This window comes from Delftia deserti, assembly GCF_042653485.1.
Taxonomy (GTDB): domain Bacteria; phylum Pseudomonadota; class Gammaproteobacteria; order Burkholderiales; family Burkholderiaceae_C; genus Comamonas; species Comamonas acidovorans.
On sequence record NZ_JBHSIH010000001.1, the window covers coordinates 6256396 to 6274921 of the forward strand.

22 protein-coding genes are annotated in these 18526 nt (G+C 63.4%); 6 read left to right on the forward strand and 16 right to left on the reverse strand.

Going from position 1 to position 18526, the window contains the following annotated elements; all coding sequences use genetic code 11:
* Nucleotides 1–14 precede the first annotated feature (14 nt).
* Both ACFPFG_RS29435 and ACFPFG_RS29440 read left to right on the forward strand, forming a co-directional pair.
* Nucleotides 15–995 (forward strand): ATP-binding cassette domain-containing protein, encoded by a 981-nt coding sequence (locus tag ACFPFG_RS29435; RefSeq protein ID WP_199138146.1) that lies wholly within the window; start codon nucleotides 15–17, stop codon nucleotides 993–995.
* Nucleotides 996–1049: 54 nt separating this feature from the next.
* The gene (locus tag ACFPFG_RS29440) at nucleotides 1050–1265 is read left to right on the forward strand and encodes a TOBE domain-containing protein (protein ID WP_012206434.1); all 216 of its coding nucleotides are present in this window, start codon (nucleotides 1050–1052) and stop codon (nucleotides 1263–1265) included.
* Between the two features lie 41 nt (nucleotides 1266–1306).
* Here the strand turns inward: ACFPFG_RS29440 and ACFPFG_RS29445 are convergent, their stop codons facing one another.
* The 4 genes from ACFPFG_RS29445 to ACFPFG_RS29460 are packed head-to-tail and all read right to left on the reverse strand — an operon-like array spanning nucleotide 1307 to nucleotide 3642.
* On the reverse strand, nucleotides 1307–1786 hold the full coding sequence (locus ACFPFG_RS29445; RefSeq protein WP_012206433.1) for a DUF2269 family protein: 480 nt from the start codon (nucleotides 1784–1786) through the stop codon (nucleotides 1307–1309).
* Nucleotides 1783–2187 carry a DoxX-like family protein gene (locus ACFPFG_RS29450; protein WP_380109438.1) on the reverse strand — a complete coding sequence of 135 codons (405 nt, stop codon included), beginning with the start codon at nucleotides 2185–2187 and terminating at the stop codon, nucleotides 1783–1785. The genes ACFPFG_RS29445 and ACFPFG_RS29450 overlap by 4 nt, the downstream gene beginning before the upstream one ends.
* Entirely contained in the window at nucleotides 2180–3049 is an 870-nt protein-coding gene (locus ACFPFG_RS29455; RefSeq protein WP_380109440.1) for an NAD-dependent epimerase/dehydratase family protein, read from the reverse strand. Before ACFPFG_RS29455 ends, ACFPFG_RS29450 begins: the two co-directional genes overlap by 8 nt.
* 32 nt (nucleotides 3050–3081) lie before the next feature.
* The gene (locus ACFPFG_RS29460; protein ID WP_380109443.1) at nucleotides 3082–3642 is read right to left on the reverse strand and encodes a GbsR/MarR family transcriptional regulator; all 561 of its coding nucleotides are present in this window, start codon (nucleotides 3640–3642) and stop codon (nucleotides 3082–3084) included.
* Between the two features lie 192 nt (nucleotides 3643–3834).
* On the opposite strand from ACFPFG_RS29460, the gene ACFPFG_RS29465 reads away from it, so the two are divergent.
* Together ACFPFG_RS29465 and rlmD are read left to right on the forward strand one after the other, a co-directional pair.
* Entirely contained in the window at nucleotides 3835–4152 is a 318-nt protein-coding gene (locus ACFPFG_RS29465; RefSeq protein WP_197955835.1) for a hypothetical protein, read from the forward strand.
* 76 nt (nucleotides 4153–4228) lie between these two features.
* On the forward strand, nucleotides 4229–5701 hold the full coding sequence (gene rlmD / locus ACFPFG_RS29470; protein ID WP_312378351.1) for a 23S rRNA (uracil(1939)-C(5))-methyltransferase RlmD: 1473 nt from the start codon (nucleotides 4229–4231) through the stop codon (nucleotides 5699–5701).
* A gap of 115 nt (nucleotides 5702–5816) precedes the next feature.
* Here rlmD and ACFPFG_RS29475 read toward each other — a convergent pair whose 3' ends face one another.
* The 3 genes from ACFPFG_RS29475 to ACFPFG_RS29485 form a co-directional block, all read right to left on the reverse strand.
* Complete coding sequence (locus ACFPFG_RS29475) at nucleotides 5817–6170, reverse strand: hypothetical protein (protein ID WP_380109445.1); 354 nt, start codon at nucleotides 6168–6170, stop codon at nucleotides 5817–5819.
* 97 nt (nucleotides 6171–6267) lie between these two features.
* Nucleotides 6268–7538, reverse strand: a protein-coding gene (locus ACFPFG_RS29480) for an IS3 family transposase (protein WP_380106692.1) whose coding sequence is annotated in 2 segments (ribosomal slippage) — nucleotides 6268–7176 and nucleotides 7179–7538 — 1269 coding nt in all. Because the reading frame shifts where the segments join, the coding sequence is not laid out codon by codon here.
* 125 nt (nucleotides 7539–7663) lie between these two features.
* Entirely contained in the window at nucleotides 7664–8356 is a 693-nt protein-coding gene (locus tag ACFPFG_RS29485) for a Bax inhibitor-1/YccA family protein (protein ID WP_012206426.1), read from the reverse strand.
* A 190-nt stretch (nucleotides 8357–8546) separates the two neighbouring features.
* On the opposite strand from ACFPFG_RS29485, the gene ACFPFG_RS29490 reads away from it, so the two are divergent.
* Nucleotides 8547–8954: a heme-binding protein gene (locus ACFPFG_RS29490; protein ID WP_183019761.1), complete on the forward strand. Its 408-nt coding sequence runs from the start codon at nucleotides 8547–8549 to the stop codon at nucleotides 8952–8954.
* Between the two features lie 274 nt (nucleotides 8955–9228).
* On the opposite strand, the gene hemP is transcribed toward ACFPFG_RS29490, so the two are convergent.
* The 8 genes from hemP to ACFPFG_RS29530 all read right to left on the reverse strand — a co-directional run bounded on the left by hemP (nucleotide 9229) and on the right by ACFPFG_RS29530 (nucleotide 14701).
* Nucleotides 9229–9450, reverse strand: a complete 222-nt coding sequence (gene hemP / locus ACFPFG_RS29495; protein WP_012206424.1) for a hemin uptake protein HemP — start codon at nucleotides 9448–9450, stop codon at nucleotides 9229–9231.
* Between the two features lie 202 nt (nucleotides 9451–9652).
* The gene (locus ACFPFG_RS29500) at nucleotides 9653–10066 is read right to left on the reverse strand and encodes an ExbD/TolR family protein (protein ID WP_013801671.1); all 414 of its coding nucleotides are present in this window, start codon (nucleotides 10064–10066) and stop codon (nucleotides 9653–9655) included.
* A 3-nt stretch (nucleotides 10067–10069) separates the two neighbouring features.
* Nucleotides 10070–10792: a MotA/TolQ/ExbB proton channel family protein gene (locus ACFPFG_RS29505; protein ID WP_207443366.1), complete on the reverse strand. Its 723-nt coding sequence runs from the start codon at nucleotides 10790–10792 to the stop codon at nucleotides 10070–10072.
* 15 nt (nucleotides 10793–10807) lie between these two features.
* Nucleotides 10808–11509, reverse strand: a complete 702-nt coding sequence (locus ACFPFG_RS29510) for an energy transducer TonB (RefSeq protein ID WP_197955837.1) — start codon at nucleotides 11507–11509, stop codon at nucleotides 10808–10810.
* A 101-nt stretch (nucleotides 11510–11610) separates the two neighbouring features.
* Nucleotides 11611–11883, reverse strand: coding sequence for a (2Fe-2S)-binding protein (locus tag ACFPFG_RS29515; protein ID WP_012206420.1), 273 nt, complete (start codon nucleotides 11881–11883; stop codon nucleotides 11611–11613).
* Nucleotides 11884–11989: 106 nt separating this feature from the next.
* Nucleotides 11990–13117: an alpha-hydroxy acid oxidase gene (locus ACFPFG_RS29520; RefSeq protein WP_197955838.1), complete on the reverse strand. Its 1128-nt coding sequence runs from the start codon at nucleotides 13115–13117 to the stop codon at nucleotides 11990–11992.
* A 117-nt stretch (nucleotides 13118–13234) separates the two neighbouring features.
* Nucleotides 13235–13534 carry an SWIB/MDM2 domain-containing protein gene (locus ACFPFG_RS29525; RefSeq protein ID WP_012206418.1) on the reverse strand — a complete coding sequence of 100 codons (300 nt, stop codon included), beginning with the start codon at nucleotides 13532–13534 and terminating at the stop codon, nucleotides 13235–13237.
* 216 nt (nucleotides 13535–13750) lie between these two features.
* Nucleotides 13751–14701, reverse strand: coding sequence for a DMT family transporter (locus ACFPFG_RS29530; RefSeq protein ID WP_312378330.1), 951 nt, complete (start codon nucleotides 14699–14701; stop codon nucleotides 13751–13753).
* Nucleotides 14702–15063: 362 nt separating this feature from the next.
* On the opposite strand from ACFPFG_RS29530, the gene aceA reads away from it, so the two are divergent.
* Nucleotides 15064–16395, forward strand: a complete 1332-nt coding sequence (gene aceA, locus ACFPFG_RS29535) for an isocitrate lyase (RefSeq protein WP_183020598.1) — start codon at nucleotides 15064–15066, stop codon at nucleotides 16393–16395.
* A 232-nt stretch (nucleotides 16396–16627) separates the two neighbouring features.
* On the opposite strand, the gene ACFPFG_RS29540 is transcribed toward aceA, so the two are convergent.
* On the reverse strand, nucleotides 16628–17992 hold the full coding sequence (locus tag ACFPFG_RS29540; protein ID WP_218827082.1) for a DUF2130 domain-containing protein: 1365 nt from the start codon (nucleotides 17990–17992) through the stop codon (nucleotides 16628–16630).
* Nucleotides 17993–18526: the final 534 nt, after the last annotated feature.

Sequence of the window (18526 nt, forward strand, 5' to 3'; positions counted from 1 at the left end):
ACAAGGAGCACGACATGAGCCGATGGAACCGCATGAAGACCACGCTGGCACAGGCCGTGGAGCTGAACACCACCGCGCCGGCGATGGCCTGGGAGGCCTCGTTCGACGCCGATGGCCTGGACGTCAGCGACCGCCTGGCCCAGAACGACGATGCGCCGCAGTCCGCATCCCCCCAATCCGCACCGCGCCGTGGCGTGCGCCTGCAGGCCGGCGGGCTGACCAAGCGCTACGGCCAGCGCGAGGTGCTGCACGAAGTGCAGCTGCAGGTGGAGCCTGGCGAGTTTGTCGCCATCGTGGGCCGCAGCGGCTGCGGCAAGAGCACCTTGCTGCGCCTGGTGGCGGGGCTGGAGCAGGCCACGGCCGGCACCTTGCTGCTGGACGGCGAGCCCGCCCGCGCCGTGCAGGGCGCGCAGGGCGGCACGCGCATCATGTTCCAGGACGCGCGCCTGCTGCCCTGGCGGCGTGTGCTGGCCAATGTGACGCTGGGCCTGCCCGCCTCGGCCCAGGAGCGGGGCCGCGAGGTGCTGGCCCAGGTCGGCCTGGCAGATCGCGAGGGCGAATGGCCGGCGCGCCTGTCCGGCGGCCAGCGCCAGCGCGTGGCCCTGGCGCGCGCCCTGGTGCACCGCCCGCAATTGCTGCTGCTGGACGAGCCGCTGGGTGCGCTCGATGCGCTCACCCGCATAGAGATGCACCGCCTGATCGAAGGCCTGTGGCAGCGCCACGGCTTCACGGCCCTGCTGGTCACGCACGATGTGCAGGAGGCCGTGGCCCTGGCCGACCGCGTGGTGCTGATCGAGGACGGCCGCATTGCGCTGGACGAACGCATCGCCCTGCCACGGCCGCGCGTGCACGGCAGCGTGGCGCTGGCGGCCATCGAGCAGCGCATTCTCGACCGCGTGCTGCAAAAGCCCGCCGCCGAGCCCGAATCCAATCCGCTGACCGACACCACGGCCTGGCCCGGCGTACCGGCCCATGGCCTGCGCTGGGCGGTCTGACTTTTCGTTTTCCCCAACCTTCCTTTGATTCCTTTTGATCCCCAGGAGAAAAACATGTCCATTCAAGCCATCAACGTGCGCAACCAGTTCAAGGGCCAGGTGCGCGAAATCATCCGAGGCGACGTTGTCTCCGAAGTCGATGTGCAAACGCCCTGGGGCGTGGTCACCTCGGTGATCACCACGCGCTCGGTGGACGAGCTGGGCCTGGTCGTGGGCTCCGATGTGGTGGCCCTGGTCAAGTCCACCGAAGTGTCCATTGCCAAGCTCTGAGGCCAAGCTCTGAGGCCAGGCACTGAAGGTGCTGCCGATGCTCAACCGCCCCAGAGCATCGGCTTGTTGACCATGAGGTAGTAGGTCACGGCCATGGCAATGAAGGCCGGATAGCCCAGCGCCTCCCAGCGCCGGGCGTAGACGGCATACAGCGCGGGCAGGGCGGCCTGCGCTGCATGCGCGCCGCGCGCCATGGCGGCCATGCGCACCTGCAGCCAGACCACGGGCAGCCAGCAGGCGCCGGCCAGCAGGTACAGGCCCAGCGACAGTGCCAGCCACGGCGTGGTCAACGGCCAGCCCGCCATGTGGGCCAGGGCAATGCCGCTCACAGGCTGTATGACCACGCAGGGCGTGGTGAACCACCAGTCCGCACGCACCACCAGGCGGCTGACCACGGCCTGGGCAGCGACGCTGCCGCTGCGGTTGGCGAAGAACATGTAGAAGGCCGAGCCCAGGCCGGTGCCGACCAGCAGCACGCTGGACGCGATATGCAGCGTCTTGAGCAACAGGTAGAGATTCATGCGGACTCCTTGGACGTGACGGGCGCCGACATCAGGTGCAGCAGCATGGCTGCGATCGGCAGGTTCTTGAGCAGTGGACCCAGCGGATGCAGCCACAGCGTGGGCTGCAGCGCCGTGGCCAGCACGGTCATGGCGGCCATCAGCAGCAGGGCCGCCAGATAGCTCTTGCGGCCGGGCTGCAGCCACAGCGCCAGGCCCATGGCCAGGTCGGCGAGCAGGCCGCTCCAGATCAGGAATGTCTGCCAGCGCGCATCGTGGACGCCGGCATTGGCCAGCACCTGCACGCTCAGGCCCCGGTGCTCGATGGCACTGACCAGGGCCGTGCCCAGCCAGACGGCGATCAGGCTCAAGTGCATGGTGCGCAGCGGCGCTGGAACGGTGCGGGAGCGGCGCTCATCCATGGCGCAAGGTGGACAGCAGTTGGGAGGGCGCAATGCCGGGCCGGCCCAGCAGGCCTTGCAGGCCAGCCGGATCGGTGACGTTGTCGCTGGCCAGCAGTGCCAATGTCTCGCTGCACCAGGGTGAGGCGCTGACCCAGTCGCCAGCGCGTGCGCTGGCGCGGCTGAGCCAGCCGGGCAGCGTGCCCACGCGGGCCGGAGCGCGGCCCATTTGCGCGCGCAGGCTGGCAATCAGTGCGGCCAGCGGCAAGGGCAGGGGGCCGCCGATCTCGATCATGCCCACGGGCTCGGGGCGCGTCACCAGGCCGGCCACGGCCTCGGCCAGGTCGCGCACGGCCACCGGCTGCACGCGGGCCTGCAGCACGGGGCGCGGCAGCAGCAGCGCCGGCAGGCGCGCCATGGACAGGAACATCTCGCTGCTGGCGCCGCCAGCGCCGAACACCACGCTGGGGCGGACCACGCAGCCTTGCAGGTGGCCCGCCGCCGTGAGTGCCAGCAGATGCTCGTCAGCGGTGCGCTTGGTGGTGGCGTAGCGCGTGGCACTGCCCTCTATGCCCAGGGCCGATATCTGCACCACGCGCCGCACGCCGGCCGCCGCGCAGGCATCGAACAGGGCGATGGGGGTCTGGGCGTGCATGGCATCGATGGGCCGGGAGGCGCTGTCGCGCAGCACGCCCACGGCATTGACCACGGCGTCCACGCCCGCCAGGTGCGGCAGCCAGGCGTCGGGCGTGGTGGCCTTGGCGTAGTCGAGCGCAGGCAGGGAATGGCGGCTGCGCGCCACGGGATCATGGCCGGCCAGGGCCAGCAGGTTGACGATATGGCGGCCGATGAAGCCCGTGCCGCCGCAGACCAGGATGCGCATGGTGATCTCCAGTTTCTCTTGTGACGGAAATTTCAGGCTCGGCGTCCGCGCTTGACGCGGGTGTCAGCGGCCTCGGAGCGCACGAAGCGCTGCACGCTGGCGCCCAGGCGCAGCAGCTTGTCCAGCGTGGAGGGTGACAGCCGCAGCATTTCATCGGTCCAGATGCCCAGTGACTCCATGAGGCGCAGCGTCTCGTGCACGCGGTCCTGGGTGTCGGGGGATTCGGCGTCGAAGCCAGGCTCGGCAATCAGCTCGCGCAGCATCTCCGAGGTCGGGTCGAACTCGCGCTGCTTGCGCTCTCGCACGATGGTGCGCAGCAGCTCCCAGACATCGGACGAGGTCTCGAAGTAGTCGCGGCGGTCGCCGGGCCTGCGGCTGGTGCGGATCAGCTCCCAGCCTTGCAGTTCCTTGAGGCTGTTGCTCACGTTGGAGCGGGCGGCGCCCAGCGTGTCGGCAATTTCTTCCGCGTTGAGCGGGCGGCCATGGAAGAACAGCAGGGCGTGGATCTGGGCGACCGTGCGGTTCACTCCCCAGGCGCTGCCCATGTCGCCCCAGTGGTGGATGAAACGGTTTGCGATGGGACTCAGTTGCATGGCATCAGTGTCTGAAGGCCTGAAATTTCTGTCAAGAGAGAAATTTCAGAAAACCGAAGATTCCAAGCCTGCCCGGCGCGGAGGCCGCCGCTGCAGGGGCGGGGGCGGGGCATGTGCTGCTCCATAATGCTGGGCAGCCTGGCCTGCCACCCAGTACATACGCAGGCGGGTCGCCGTTTTGAGGGGAACACCATGACTGCTGTGCAAAACCTGCGTGCCATCACCGTGCTGGCCGCCTGCGCGCTGGCGCAGGCCGCGTCTGCCGCCTGCTATTCCATCTACACGCCCGAGCAGGAGCTGATCTACCGCTCCAACCGCCCGCCGGTGGACCTGACCTTGCCGCTGCACCAGACCGTGGACAAGATCGAGCGCGGCGCCACCATGGTGTTCACGCTGGACGAATTCAACTGCATCACCGAAATCAACCTGCTGGCCGAACGCGAGCAACTGGCCCGGGCGCGTCAGGAGCGGCAGCGGGACCTGGGCCGCAGCAGCACTCCGCGATCCTGAGAGGCAAAAGCGAGTTGGGGGCTTTTTTGGGGAGCCGCCAACAGGGCAAGGGGAGAGCCTGAGACAATCGTGCCCCATGAGTGAACCCCGCGACAACAAGATCCCCGACAACCTGCCCGAAGCCGACACCGACGCCCCTGCACTGCCTGAAGGCTGGCTGCAGGTGCTGTCCATGGATATGGACGCCCAGGGCGTGGCCCGCAAGAGCGATGGCAAGGTGGTATTCATCGACGGCGCCCTGCCTACCGAACTGGTCAGCGCCAACACCCATCGCAAGAAGAACAACTGGGAAGCTGCCAGCCTGACGGCCATCCACCGCGAATCCTCCCAGCGCGTGCGTCCCGGCTGCCCGAATTTCGGCCTGCACGCCGGTGCCTGCGGCGGCTGCAAGATGCAGCATCTGCACGTGGGCGCCCAGGTGGCCATCAAGCAGCGCGTGCTGGAAGACAATCTCTGGCATCTGGCCAAGGTCAAGCCCGAGACGCTGCTGCGCCCCATCGAGGGCCCGTCCTGGGCCTACCGCTTCCGCTCGCGCCTGTCGGTGCGCTATGTGGCCAAGAAGGGCAAGGTGCTGGTGGGCTTTCACGAGCGCAAGAGCCGCTACATCGCCGACATGGAGACCTGCAAGATCCTGCCGCCCCATGTGGACGCCATGCTGCTGCCCATGCGCGCGCTGATCGCCTCCATGGATGCGCGCGAAACCTGCCCGCAGATCGAGGTCGCCTGCGGCGATTCCGTCACGGCCCTGGTGCTGCGTCATCTGGAGCCGCTGTCCGAGGACGACCAGGCCAGGCTCCGCGCTTTCGCAGCCGAGCACAACGTTCAGTGGTGGCTGCAGCCCAAGGGCCCGGACACCGTGCACCTCATGGAGCAGGGAGGCGCCCAGCTCGACTATGGCCTGCCTGATTTCGGCATCACCATGCCGTTCAAGCCCACGGACTTCACCCAGGTCAATCCGCACATCAACCGCGTGCTGGTCACGCGCGCGCTGCGCCTGCTGGATGTCAAGAAGGATGAGCGCGTGATCGACTGGTTCTGCGGTCTGGGCAACTTCACCCTTCCCCTGGCCACGCAGGCGCGCGAGGTGCTGGGCATCGAGGGCAGCGATACGCTGGTCAAGCGCTCCCATGAAAACTACGCGGCCAACAACGCACAGCGCGCAGAGGGAGACAAGCTCGCGCCCACGCGCTTTGTGGCGCGCAACCTGTTCGAGATGACGCCCGAGATGCTGTTCGCCGACGGCGTGGCCGGCAAGTGGCTGGTCGATCCGCCGCGCGAAGGCGCGTTTGCGCTGTCCAAGGCCCTGGCCGACATCCACCAGGCGCGCATCGGTGCCGAAGGCGCCGAGCCCCTGCCGGCAGGGCATGAGGCCTGGCGCTTTCCAGAGCGCATCGTCTATGTCAGCTGCAATCCCGCAACGTTGGCGCGCGATGCCGGCCTTCTGGTGCATCTGGCCGGCTATCGCTGCGTGTCGGCGGGCGTGGTCAATATGTTCCCGCACACGGCCCACGTGGAGAGCATGGCGGTGTTCGAGCGCTGCGCAGACTGACGACCTGGCTGCCCGTGCCATGAAAAAAGCCGTGGAGCCCTCGGGCGGCCACGGCTTTTTAATGGGCGAACCCGGATCTCAGATCTCAGATCTCAGATCCGGATCCCAAAAGGGGTCAGCTGCGATTGCGGCCTGAGGTCGGCTCGGCAGGCGCCTCGTCCTTGTCGCTGCGGCGGCGGTCGCTCTGGCCCAGGACCGAAGGCGTGCCCTCCATCTTGTTGGCGCGCATGTACTCGTCCATATCCTTCCAGCCTGCAAACACCAGGGCCTTGGACGATTTGGGGTTGAGCGTGTAGCAATCCTCCAGCCCGCGCAGGGCATGGCGGCACGCCCCGCCGATGGCCTTGGCCTCGGCCTCCTTGGCGACGGTGCGGGGGTCCGGTCCCAGGCCCGGAATATCATCCAGCTTGCAGCCGGCGAGCAGCGTGGGCAGCAGCAGGATGGCGAAGGTGCGGGGAAGATTAGGCATGGTCATCTTGACGAGATTATCGGCAGGCGCTGGAAGAAGTTGAGTCCGCTTTGCACAAATGATGATCCCGGTGACCCGTCCTGCCATAGGTTGACACCTATGAAGGACACCGATCCGGCGTAATCCAGCCGGCCAGAGACGCCCGATGAACCTCATCGGGCGTTTTCAATTTTAGGGACAGGTGCGGTCTTTCCTGGTTGTAGATCTGCACGGCCTGCTGGACCATCCGGCTGGCCTGGGCCAGATCGGCAGGCCGATGCAGCAGGAACTCCATCTTCAAGATCCCGTTGACGCGCTCGGCCAGCGCGTTCTGATAGCAGTCGTAGCCGTCAGTCATCGAACAGGCAATGCCGTGGCGCCGATGAATCTCCTGATAGTCATTCGAGCAGTACTGGATGCCCCTGTCCGAGTGATGCACCAGCATTTGCTGCGTCTGGCGGCCGTTGAGCGCCACCTTCAGCGCCCGGCTGACCTGCCCGGTGTGCAGGCTGTCGTGCACATGATGGCCCACGATCTTGCGCGACCACGCATCAGTGACCAGGCTGAGATAGACGAACCCCTGGTCGGTGGGCAAGTACGTGATGTCGGCCACCCACACCTGCTCGCTGGCAGTCGCTCGGACTTGATGCGGCCCCTCCTTGAGCAAGTTGGGATGGCGTCGAAACCGATGATGGCTGTCGGTGGTTTTGTGATACGCCCGCTTCGGCGCCACCAGCATGCGCGCCTCGCGCAGCACGTCCAGCAACGCATCGCGCCCCAGGCTCGCGCCGGCGTGCTGCAGCGGCTGCGCGAGCAGATGGTGCAGCTTGCGCGCGCCCAACCGGGGCTGACGCAGGCGCACGTCGCGAACGAGCTCGATCACGGTGTCGGCACGCGCACAGCGTTGCTGCTGATGCTGCAACTGCTGGTAGTAGGCTTGGCGGCTGACGCCCCAATGGCGGCAAGCCCTCGCCACGCTCAGCCCCGGGAGGAGCTTTTGCGAGAGGACTTGCCCAAAGGCTTTTTTACGATGCGCACCCCGTAGTCCTTCTTCAGGACATCGATCACCGCCTCGAACAGTTGGGCCTTCTCGTTGGCTTCGCGAAGCTGGACTTCGAGGGCCTTGATCTTCTGCTCGGGAGTCAGCGGTGCAGCAGGTGCAGATGAGGGCTTCTTGATCGGTACTGGCATGGCAAGCCCGGATGATGCCGAACTCCAGTTTTGGCGACCATGCTTGCGCAGCCACACCAACACGGTCGAACGGCCCTGGATGCCGTAGCGCTCCTGGGCCTGTTTGTACGTGAGATCGCCTTTTTCCACCTGATCGACCACCGACAGCTTAAAAGCCAGCGTGTAGTCCCGCTGCGTGCGTTTGACCCTTGATTCCATTGATTTGCCTTTTCTGAGAGGAAAAGGTGTCAACCCAGGTCAGGACGGGTCACGGACATGCAAAAGGCCTCCCGAAGGAGGCCTTTGGTGTGCAGCAGGGAAGGTGAAGCCTTCCGCGCGCGGCATCAGTCGCGTTCGCCGCCCATGATACCCAGCAGGGCCAGCAGGCTCTGGAACACGTTGAACAGGTCCAGGTACAGAGCCAGCGTGGCGCTGATGTAGTTGGTCTCGCCGCCGTCCATGATCTGCTTGAGGTCATAGAGCATGTAGGCGCTGAAAATGCCGATGGCCGCCACCGAGATCGCCATCATGCCGGCCGTGGAGCCGATGAAGACGTTGATGATGGAGCCCACGAACAGCACCAGCACGCCGACGAACAGGAACTTGCCCATGCCCGACAGGTCGCGCTTGATCACCGTGGCCAGCGAGGCCATGACCAGGAACACGCCGGCCGTGCCTGCAAAGGCGGTCATGATCAGCTCGGAGCCGTTCTTGAAACCCAGGATCATGCCGATCATGCGCGACAGCATCAGGCCCATGAAGAACGTGAAGCCCAGGAGCACGGGAATGCCGGCTGCCGAGTGCTTTGTCTTCTCGATGGCGAACATGAAGCCGAAGGCGCCGCCCAGGAAGACGATCAGCCCCAACCCGCCGCTCAGCGAGCGCGTGATGCCCGTGGCCACGCCCAGCCAAGCGCCCAGCACGGTGGGGAGAAGACTCAGGGCCAGCAGCCAGTAGGTGTTGCGCAATACGCGATTGCGCTCTTGCTGCGAGACACCGTAGCCCGCAGAGCCCAGTGTGGTGACTTGATCATTCATGTGGCCAGTCCTCCTAAGGAGTGTTGTTGCGACTTGCCCATTCTAGGTGGCGCCTTGCGCGCGGCCTGCAATACCCCGAGCCGCCGCCATGGTTTGGTTTCGAATGTTTTGTTCTGCGCATGCATTGTCAGTCCTCACATGATTGCTATGCTTATAGGACATTTGTGATGGAATGGATAATTGGAATCTTATGAAGACCAAGCATGAACTCGAACTGGCCGACGTGAAGGCCATTGCCGCCGCCGCAGAAGCCGAGGCGCTGAAGAACAATTGGGCCGTGACCATTGCCATCGTCGATGACGGCGGCCACCTGCTGTGGCTGCAGCGCCTGGATGGCGCCGCCGCCGTGTCGGCCCACATCGCTCCGTCCAAGGCCCGCTCGGCGGCCCTGGGCCGCCGCGATACCAAGGGCTATGAAGACATGATCAACAACGGCCGCACGGCCTTCCTGAGCGCGCCTACGCTGGACGGCCTGCTCGAAGGTGGCGTGGCCATCATGAAGGACGGCCAATGCCTGGGCGCCGTGGGCGTCAGCGGCGTCAAGGCCAGCGAGGATGCGCAGGTCGCCAGCGCCGGCATTGCTGCTCTGGGCCTGTAGTAGCTGCGATAGCCCCTGGTGCACCCATGCTGCATGAATCGGTCCCTGGGGACTGATCCATGGAGCCAAGAAAAAGCCCCTGTGCCGATGCCCAGGGGCTTTTTCTTTGGTCAATCTGCGCTGCAGCGCGAGGAAAAAAAGCTTGGCTACGCAAAATCCGGAAATTTTGTTGGCTGGCTAATCGACCTCTGAGACTGGAAGTCCCAAGGTCGCCCCACGATGAAACGAAGAAGCCGTCGGTCGGGCATTGGCCGACCGGCGGCCGGAATCTTGCTTACTTGGTCAGGATGAGCTTGCCCAGCTTGGTGGCCTGCAGGCGGTAGGGGGTGCCGTTGTGCACGATGGTCACAGCCTTTTGTCCATTGAGCAGCAAGGTGCTGTCGAGTCCGCTGGCGGCCCCGGTCAGGGCTGCAGATGCTGCGGCCTGCAGCGCTGCAAAGGCCTGGGCGTTGGAGTTGCCGGACAGATGCGAGGTGGCGGCGGAAGTGGCAGACATGCAGGGAATTCCTCAAAAATTGGAAAGTTTTGTGAATGATAACAATTCTCAATTGAAAATCAAGTGAGACTTACTCGCATTGTGGTTTCTGGGACCGGTCCTATCCCTGCAACTTGGCGCACTGCCTGTGCCCGGAAATGGAAAACGGCCCCGAAGGGCCGTTGTCGTTGATCGCCAGGCAAGGAGGGCCTCCTGCCACGGCCTACTTGGCCGGGTCCGTCACGAAGCCGATCTTGCGCACGCCTGCACGCTGTGCGGCGGCCATGGCCTGGGCCACGCGCTCGTAGCGCACTTCCTTGTCACCCTGAATGTGCAGGTCAGGTTGCGGCTCCTTGGCCGCCTCGGCCTTGAGGTTCTCCTCGAACTGCGTATCGCTGACGGCAACGCCATTCCAGTGGTACTGGCCATCGGCGGAGACAGCCAGGCGCACGGTGGCGGGCTTGACGTCCTCGGGCTGGTTGGTGGCGCGGGGCAGGTCCACGTTCACCGAATGCTTCATCACCGGCACGGTGATGATGAAGATGATCAGGAGCACCAGCATGACGTCGACCAGCGGCGTCATGTTGATCTCGTTCATCACCTCTTCGCCGTCATCGTCCATTGTTCCGAATGCCATGGCTTACGCGCCTTTCTTCAGCGGCAGCACATTGCCGGCTTCCTTGCCGTCGATGGACACGCGGGCGCCGGTCACGAAGTAGGCGTGCATGTCGTGGGCAAAGCTGTTGAGGGCGTTGAGGATGGACTTGTTGCCACGCACCACGGCGTTGTAGCCGAGCACGGCCGGAATCGCCACGGCCAGACCCAGAGCGGTCATGATCAGCGCTTCGCCGATGGGGCCCGCAACCTTGTCGATCGAGGACTGGCCGGACAGGCCGATGGCGACCAGCGCGTGGTAGATGCCCCAGACGGTGCCGAACAGGCCGATGAAGGGAGCGGTCGAGCCCACGGAAGCCAGAATGGCCAGGCCCGATTGCAGGCGGGCGGTGAACTCGCTGATGCCGTTGCGCATGCAGCGGGTCACCCAGTCGCTGATGTCCAGCGTGTCATGCAGGTGGGCGCTGGTCTTGCGGTGGTGGGCGGTGGCTTCGCGGCCTTCGAGCACCAGGTAGCGGAAGGGGTTGGAGCGGTCATTGCCCAGCTTTTCCAGGCCGCTGGCCAGGTCGGGGCTGTGCCAGAAGTCCTGGGCGTTGCGCGCCAGCTTCTTGAACTTCACGATGTCCAGGGCCTTGATGATCATCACGAGCCAAGAGGCCACCGACATGGCCAGCAGGATGATGGCGACGGCACGGGTGACGAAGTCTCCCTGCGTCCAGACGTGGGCAATGCCGAATTGGGAATCCATGGATACTCCTGAGAATCAATTGAGGGTGAATTTGACCGGGACGGTGACCCACATGGGGGTTGGCGTGCCGTTGCTCTTGCCGGGGACGAATTTCCAGTTCTTGACGCCGTCCACGGCCTGCTGGTCCAGACGGTCGTAGCCGCTGGATTTGCTGACCTCGATCTTTTGAGGCAGGCCTTGCGCGTCCACGAAGATGCGCAGCGTGACCGTTCCCTGTTCCCCCATGCGCCTGCTGATGGCGGGGTAGTTGGGGGCCGGGTTGTTGAGGTAGGCCGCATTGTTGGACGGCAATTCGATCTTGGGCGGAGCCGGTGGTGCCGGGGGAGCGGGAGGCGCTGGCGGCGCAGGAGGGGCGGGGGGGGCCGGCGGTGCTTCCACCACGGGCTTGGGCTCGTCCTCCAGCGTGCCGCGCGGCGCTGCCGGTGCGGGCTTGGGGTCGGCAATGGCCTTGGGCAGCGGCGGCGCCTTCTTCACGACCGGCTGGGGCTTGGGCGGCGGTGGCGGAGGAGGGGGCTTGGGCGCCTCGGGCTCGGGCGCGGGTGGCGAAATGAATTCCGCAATCACCTGGGCTGGCACGATGACCTCTTCAGGTGCGCGCTGGAGCAGGCCATGCTGCATCGCCCAAAGGGTTGCTGCATGCAGGACCACGACCGAACCCGCGATGGCCACGTTACGGCCAAGGCCCCCGGGGGGGCCAAAACGATCAGACTGGGACATAGAGACAGAAGGAGCGGTCAGCGTATGGGAGCCGGGTGCTGTCGCTCGGAAGACGGAGTATCAGCTGCGCAGAATCCACCAGGTGCATGTAACGACGAGGATCAGGCTGCCGACAAGTGCTGAGAGGAGGACCATGCTTTGCTCTCCAGAATGTTGTTGGCAAGCTGGACGGTCTGGGCCGCGACCTCGTTGTGGATGGCCGCCACGGGCTGGCTGGCGCAGCATTGCGCAACCACATCCCGGGCGCAGCTTTCGCAGCGGCCGCACTGCATGGCGATACCCAATTCGAATTGGATCTCGTCAAAGCTCATGCCCGCATGAGCGTGGCGTGCGATCTCACGGTCGGAAACCCGGCGGCATACACAGACGATCATGGCTACAGGCAGTAGTGGCTGGCTATTGATAGGATGAAAAATTATAAATGAGAATTCATCGCATTTGCAATTCTTGGTTGTCTGTAGGGCTGTATGGTGCTCGGCTTTACTCGGTATCCAGTAGTTCCACAGTGGCCTGGCCAAGGGTGGCGCACCCTGTCAGCGCCATGGCGATCTCCAGTTCATCGCGCAGCAGCCTCAGAACATGGGCCACGCCGGCGGCGCCTGCGTTGGCCAGGCCCCAAAGTACGGGGCGGCCTATCAGAACCGCCGTCGCACCGAGGGCGACCGCCTTGAGCACGTCTGTGCCGCGCCGTATGCCCCCGTCGGCCAGCAACGGCAGTTCATGGCCCGCGCCGCGCATGGCCCCGGCCACGCGGGCAAGGGCCGTTGCCGTTGCCGGTGCCGTGTCCAGCGTGCGCCCTCCATGGTTGGAGACGATGATGCCCGCTACTCCCAATCTCGCGGCCTGCAGCGCATCGGCCGGGTGGAGCACGCCCTTGAGCAGCAGCGGCAGCCGTGTCTGCTGCTGCAGCCAGGCGACGTCATCCCAGGTGGGGGCATGGTGCAGCAGGCCATCGAACAGGGCGCTCTGGCCTGGTGCGAGTCGCATGGCTTCAAGTGGCGCCATTCCCTGCAGATTGACGGCGGACACTCCCGGCGGAAGACAAAAGCGCGCGCGGCGTTCACGGTCACGCACACCGCTGGTGGGCGCGTCCACCGTCAGCACCAGAGCTTCGTAGCCTGCGGCCTCTGCGCGCTTGATCAATTGCCTGGTAAAGCCACGGTCGTGCTGCAGATAGAGCTGGAACCACAAGGGGCCATGGCCAGGAGTGAGCCGTGCTGCCTGTGCCACTGTCTCCAGCGGCAGGCTGGCCTGTGTGCTGAGCACCATGCCTGCGCCCAGCGCCGCTGCGGCATAGGCCGTTGCAAGCTCTGCGTCCGCATGGGCCATGCGCTGGAAGGCCATGGGGGCCACCAGCAGCGGGCAGGCCAGCTCCCTGCCCAGCAACTGCAGCCGGGTGTGACCGCCTGCAAGGGGGCGGAGCACGCGCGGCCATAGCGTGAGCGCATCCCAGGCGCTGCGGTTGGCCGCAAGACTGCGCTCATCGGCCGCGCCGCCCGAGAAATAGGCCCAGGCGTTGTCGTCCATCCGTTGCCGCGCATGCGCCTCGTGGTCGGCCAGATTGATGATGCCGTCGGGAACGGCTTGCAGCGCGGGCACTTGGCTCATGGCATTGGAATGTTGTCGGTGTGCAGCATCTCCGGCAAGGGGAGGAGATGGCATCCCGGAAAAAAGAAAAGCCGGCCCAGGGGCCGGCTTTCATCCGTCTTGGCACAGGCCCGAGGATTACTTGACGTGCTTGCCGATCAGGCCAGCCATCTCGAACATCGAGACCTGGGGCTTGCCGAACACTTCCTTGAGCTTCGCGTCGGCGTTGATCATGCGCTTGTTGGCAGCGTCTTGCAGCTTGTTGGCCTTGATGTAGACCCACAGCTTGCTGATGATCTCGGTGCGGGGCAGGGGAGTGGAACCCACCACGGCAGCCAGAGCGGGGCTGGGGGTGAGGGGTTTCATGAAGGCGGCGTTGGGAGTGCGCTTCTTTGCGGGAGCTGCCGGAGCAGCCGTTGCCTTCTTTGCAGTTGCCATGTTGCTTGTTCCTAGTATGGAGTGGATTCTTTACCAGCGAAAAACCGTCGCTATCCACTGGCAGGCTGATGCTAATGGGAAAAAAACGCTCTTCCAAGCTTACCCGTCAAATTTTTGCCTCGATTTGTTGCTGTGGCGCTGTTTTTTGAGGAGTTTTTGCATTCTGGCTCGCTTTCGAGGGCCGCACTGGCAGGTTGGCCGTCGGCGCCAGCGTTTTCAGAGGGGGCTGGCACCGCTCGCGGAAGGGTGTTGTGCAAGGCGTTTTCTGCCCGGCCAGGTGGCCACGAGAATGCCCAGCAGGGCGATCGCAAAGGCCAGCGCCTGCATGGATGTGACCCGTTCGCCCAGCACGCACATGCCGACCACGGCGGCGCTGATCGGCAGCAGTACCGTAAAGGTGCCGGCCTGGGAGGCTGGCACGTTGCGCAAGCCTGTCATCCACAACCACACGGTCCACACGCAGGCGGCAAGGGCGTAGAACAGCAGCAGACCCCAGGTGCTCCATGTCACGCTGCCGAAGTCGAAGCGCCACGCCAGGTACAGCCCGAAGGGCGTGGACAGCGCAAATCCCCAGAGATTGACGATGGAGGTGATGCGCTTGGGTCCCAGGGATGTGGTCAGGCGCTTGCCGATGACGGCGTAGAACGCCTCGCAAAGCACGGCGCCGACCAGCAGCGCCTGCCCCAGCCACGCCTGCGGTGAGACCGATGATGCCGAGGGGGCGCCAGCGTCCGGGCGGGACAGCGCATACAGGCCGATGCCCGCCACGGCCAGCGCAATGGCCAGCCAGGTGCGCGCAGCCACGCGCTCGCGCAGAAACAGCCAGCTCATCAAGGCCACGGCAGCAGGGATGGCAGCCATGGTCACGCCGGCCGTGACAGCGCTTGTCAGGCTCACGCCAGTCACCATGCAGATGGTGAAGAGAAAGTTGCCGAACAGCGACTCAAGAAACAGCAGGCCCTGCGTGCGCCGAGACAGGGGTGCCTCGTCAGCCGGCTTGCGCAGCCAGCGCAGCATGGCGATGGCCCCGATGCCAAAGCGCAGCCAGGCCAGCAGCAGCACCGGAAAGATGGCCGCCAGGGGCTTGGAGAGGGCGACATAGCTGCCGACCAGGGACATGCTCAGCGCCAGGCAGGCATAGGCAGATCTGCGATGGGAGGTGTTCACGGCAAGTGCAGGTTTGAGAGGCGGGAGCGCCACCTGAACGCGCGATGGTACCTGTGAGCGCGTCCGGCGTGCGTGACATGTGCCTGTCGCGGACGCTTGCCATGCTGTGGTGACTTTTCATGGCATGGGGTTCATGTTTCGCATTGTGAAATATTGAAATGCTGCATTGCGCCAATTTTTCTCAATACGAGAAATGTGATTTCATATTGAGAAATATTAAAATAACTCGTTGATTTAAATGATAAAAAAATTAGTCTTGTATAAGACATAAGATGTTGTCGAGGTCTTCTATAAGACTTAAATTTGATCCCAAGGCCGACGCAAGAAAGCCGCTTGTTTCAACCACCTCCCAGGAGAGCAACATGCCCCAATCCCTGACCCAGCAACTGAGCCGCGAGCAGCAGATTTCCGCCCTTGAGAAAGACTGGGCGCAGAACCCCCGTTGGAAAGGTGTCAAGCGCGGCTACAGCGCAGCCGACGTGGTGCGTCTGCGCGGCAGCCTGCAGCCCGAGTACACGCTGGCCCAGCGTGGCGCGGAACTGCTCTGGGACAGGATCAACGGCGGTGCCAAGAAAGGCTATGTGAATGCCTTTGGCGCCATCTCCGCAGGCCAGGCCATGCAACAGGCCAAGGCCGGCCTGGAAGCGGTGTACCTGTCGGGCTGGCAGGTGGCTGCCGATGGCAACACCAGCGAAACCATGTACCCCGACCAGTCGCTGTACGCCTATGACTCGGTGCCCACCATGGTGCGCCGCATCAACAACACCTTCAAGCGTGCCGACGAAATCCAGTGGGGCCGCGGCATCAATCCCGGCGACCAGGAATTCATCGACTACTTCCTGCCCATCGTTGCCGATGCGGAAGCCGGTTTTGGCGGCGTGCTCAACGCCTTCGAACTGATGAAGAACATGATTGCCGCTGGCGCAGCCGGCGTGCACTTCGAGGACCAACTGGCTGCCGTGAAGAAGTGCGGCCACATGGGCGGCAAGGTTCTGGTGCCCACCCAGGAAGCCGTCGAAAAGCTGATCTCCGCGCGCTTTGCCGCTGACGTGATGGGCGTGCCCACCATCGTGCTGGCCCGCACCGATGCTGAAGCCGCCAACCTGATCACCTCCGACCATGACGCCAACGACAAGCCGTTCCTGACCGGCGAGCGCACACAGGAAGGCTTCTACCGTGTCCGCAATGGCCTGGAGCAGTCCATCAGCCGCGGCGTGGCCTATGCGCCCTATGCCGACCTGGTGTGGTGCGAAACCGGCGTGCCCGACATCGGCTTTGCCCGCGAGTTCGCCCAGGCCGTGCATGCCGCCTGCCCAGGCAAGCTGCTGAGCTACAACTGCTCCCCTTCGTTCAACTGGAAGAAGAACCTCAACGACAGCCAGATCGCCTCCTTTCAGGAAGACCTGTCTGCGCTGGGCTACAAGTTCCAGTTCATCACGCTGGCCGGCATTCACATCAACTGGTTCAACACGTTCAAGTTTGCCCACGCCTACGCCAACGGCGAAGGCATGAAGCACTACGTGAACATGGTGCAGGAGCCCGAATTCGCAGCCCGCGAACAAGGCTACACCTTCGTGTCGCACCAGCAGGAAGTGGGTGCAGGCTACTTTGACGACGTGACCACGGTGATCCAGGGTGGCTCGTCCAGCGTCAAGGCACTGACCGGCTCCACGGAAGAGGAGCAATTCCACTGAAGCGCGGCTTCGTTGAGTGCAACTTCAGGTAGATAGGGGTGAGAAAGCGTCCGGAGCCTTGTGCTTCGGGCGCTTTTTCTTTGCTGGGTGAAGCCGTAGCCTGTGGGAACGCTCCCGAATACTGCACTTGCCCGAACGCAGCCGCAACCCCGCCAGCAGCCATCGACTTCAGGCTTGCTTGATTCATTCAGAGCCTTACACATGAACGGCAGCAGGTGGGCTTACTGCCACGTCAATTTGGCGCGGTGGAACCTTCGTTCTTCAGCTCGGTAAACTTGGCTGCCATGGTCGGGTTGCCGCGTGTAAGCTTCTTGACGGTGAGGTCCTCGGCCTTGTCATTGGCCAAGCGCAGGTTGTTGGCCGACTTGTGGAGCGCCTCCTTGGTCTTTTCCAGGTCCTTGATGGCTTCGTCGATGCGCTTGACGGCTTCCTCGAAACCATCGGAGGCCAGGCGCCAGTTGCGGCCGAACGCAGTCTTGAAATCGTCCAACTGGCTCTCGAAGCGTGTGATGTCCAGGTTCTGCGCTTTCACCAGGGCCAGCTCAGACTTGTAGTGCAGCGAGTTCATGGCCGCATTGCGCAGTAGCGTAATCATGGGGATGAAGAACTGCGGCCGCACCACATACATCTTGGGATAGCGGTGCGAGACATCGACGATGCCGCTGTTGTAGAGCTCGTTCTCGGGCTCCAGCAGCGAGACCAGCACCGCGTACTCGCAGCCTTTTTCCGTGCGGTCCTTGTCCAGCTCCTTGAAGAAGTCTTCGTTCCTCTTCTTGGTGGTCGTCTGGTCGTTCTCGTTCTTCATCTCGAACATGATGGAGACGATCTCGGTCTGGGCATCGTCGCTCTCGCGGAAGATGAAGTCGCCCTTGCTGCCGCTGCTGGCGTCGTTGTCCTTCTCGAAATACGCGCGCGGGAAAGCGCTGGCGCGGATTCGGTTGAACTCGATGTCGCAGTGCTGCTCCAGCGTCTCGCCCACCATCTTGGTCGACAGCCTGGCCTTCATGTCGCGCAGGCGCTCAATGGCCTCGTCTCGGTCCTTGAGTTGGGTTTCGTACTTGTCCTTGAGCGATTTTTCGGCCAGCTCCTTTTCCAGCGCAGCGCGATCTAGATCATTTTTAAAAGTGTCGCGCTCTTGCTGCACCTTGCCCACGGCCTCGGTAATCGCCAATTGGTGGCTAACCGACGTCGCATCCAGTTGAGATTTAAGTGTTTGCAACGCAAGCTCTTTGCTCGTAGCGGCTTTTTGCAACTCGCTTTCCAGTCGGGCTTGCGCCAGCTCGGCCTGGGCTTTTTGCTCGAGCAGGGTTTGGCGCAGTTGCTGCGCCAGTTCGTCGCGCTGTTTCTGTGCATCGCTGACAGCGGTGCTCACTGCCAACTGGCGTGCCACAGCTTCACCGTCCAACTGAGACTTGAGTTTTTGGATTTCCGCATCTTTGGCCGCAGCAGTCTTCTCCAACTCGGCCTGCAGCCGTGTAGCAGCCAGTTGTTCGGCGCTTTGCTGCTCGCTCTGTGCTTGGGCTAATTGGTTGATCAGTGCATCACGCTCTTTTTCCAACCCGCTCTGGGCTTGAGCCACTGCCAGTTGGCTGGCCATAGCCGCGGCATCCAGCTGGCTTTTGAGATCTTGGATTTCGGCATCCTTGTTGGCGGCGCTGCTCATCAATTCACTTTCCATTCTGGCTTTTTCCAGTGCGACGGCGTTGCACTTTTCTTGCTCCGCAAATTGTAGGCGCTCATGCAACTGCTTCTCTAGCTCTTCTCTTTGCTTGTCAAACTCGCTGTCGCGAACCTGCTTCTGAATATCAGCGTAACCAGCTTCATCGATCTTGAATGCTTTTTTACAGTGAGGGCAAATGATTTCGTGCATGGAATTTTGAATATTGAGAGTTGTCTGGAAGCTCTTCAATTCTTGATTCAATTGGAATTAAAGAGCGTTGGGTAGCATTGCGTGGTAATCGACCTAGGGTCTAGCTAGGGGATTCGGGGGTGGTGGTTGTTGTGCAGATGTGCTAATCGACCGTCATTCAGTGAATTTTCTACAGGGTTGTTTTATGCCTGAAGTTGCTGACAGGGCTTCCTCCGGCGGAGGCTCTGGTGGGGCCGAAGACTGGTTGATTCTGATTTCGAC

What these genes read in the sequence shown, in the direction of transcription:
- ACFPFG_RS29435 (WP_199138146.1), top strand. Translation starts at nt 15, where the DNA reads ATGAGCCGATGGAACCGCATGAAGACCACGCTGGCACAGGCCGTGGAG.
- ACFPFG_RS29440 (WP_012206434.1), top strand. Translation starts at nt 1,050, where the DNA reads ATGTCCATTCAAGCCATCAACGTGCGCAACCAGTTCAAGGGCCAGGTG.
- ACFPFG_RS29445 (WP_012206433.1), bottom strand. Translation starts at nt 1,786, where the DNA reads ATGAATCTCTACCTGTTGCTCAAGACGCTGCATATCGCGTCCAGCGTG.
- ACFPFG_RS29450 (WP_380109438.1), bottom strand. Translation starts at nt 2,187, where the DNA reads ATGGATGAGCGCCGCTCCCGCACCGTTCCAGCGCCGCTGCGCACCATG.
- ACFPFG_RS29455 (WP_380109440.1), bottom strand. Translation starts at nt 3,049, where the DNA reads ATGCGCATCCTGGTCTGCGGCGGCACGGGCTTCATCGGCCGCCATATC.
- ACFPFG_RS29460 (WP_380109443.1), bottom strand. Translation starts at nt 3,642, where the DNA reads ATGCAACTGAGTCCCATCGCAAACCGTTTCATCCACCACTGGGGCGAC.
- ACFPFG_RS29465 (WP_197955835.1), top strand. Translation starts at nt 3,835, where the DNA reads ATGACTGCTGTGCAAAACCTGCGTGCCATCACCGTGCTGGCCGCCTGC.
- rlmD (WP_312378351.1), top strand. Translation starts at nt 4,229, where the DNA reads ATGAGTGAACCCCGCGACAACAAGATCCCCGACAACCTGCCCGAAGCC.
- ACFPFG_RS29475 (WP_380109445.1), bottom strand. Translation starts at nt 6,170, where the DNA reads ATGCCTAATCTTCCCCGCACCTTCGCCATCCTGCTGCTGCCCACGCTG.
- ACFPFG_RS29485 (WP_012206426.1), bottom strand. Translation starts at nt 8,356, where the DNA reads ATGAATGATCAAGTCACCACACTGGGCTCTGCGGGCTACGGTGTCTCG.
- ACFPFG_RS29490 (WP_183019761.1), top strand. Translation starts at nt 8,547, where the DNA reads ATGAAGACCAAGCATGAACTCGAACTGGCCGACGTGAAGGCCATTGCC.
- hemP (WP_012206424.1), bottom strand. Translation starts at nt 9,450, where the DNA reads ATGTCTGCCACTTCCGCCGCCACCTCGCATCTGTCCGGCAACTCCAAC.
- ACFPFG_RS29500 (WP_013801671.1), bottom strand. Translation starts at nt 10,066, where the DNA reads ATGGCATTCGGAACAATGGACGATGACGGCGAAGAGGTGATGAACGAG.
- ACFPFG_RS29505 (WP_207443366.1), bottom strand. Translation starts at nt 10,792, where the DNA reads ATGGATTCCCAATTCGGCATTGCCCACGTCTGGACGCAGGGAGACTTC.
- ACFPFG_RS29510 (WP_197955837.1), bottom strand. Translation starts at nt 11,509, where the DNA reads ATGTCCCAGTCTGATCGTTTTGGCCCCCCCGGGGGCCTTGGCCGTAAC.
- ACFPFG_RS29515 (WP_012206420.1), bottom strand. Translation starts at nt 11,883, where the DNA reads ATGATCGTCTGTGTATGCCGCCGGGTTTCCGACCGTGAGATCGCACGC.
- ACFPFG_RS29520 (WP_197955838.1), bottom strand. Translation starts at nt 13,117, where the DNA reads ATGAGCCAAGTGCCCGCGCTGCAAGCCGTTCCCGACGGCATCATCAAT.
- ACFPFG_RS29525 (WP_012206418.1), bottom strand. Translation starts at nt 13,534, where the DNA reads ATGGCAACTGCAAAGAAGGCAACGGCTGCTCCGGCAGCTCCCGCAAAG.
- aceA (WP_183020598.1), top strand. Translation starts at nt 15,064, where the DNA reads ATGCCCCAATCCCTGACCCAGCAACTGAGCCGCGAGCAGCAGATTTCC.
- ACFPFG_RS29540 (WP_218827082.1), bottom strand. Translation starts at nt 17,992, where the DNA reads ATGGCCAGCCAACTGGCAGTGGCTCAAGCCCAGAGCGGGTTGGAAAAA.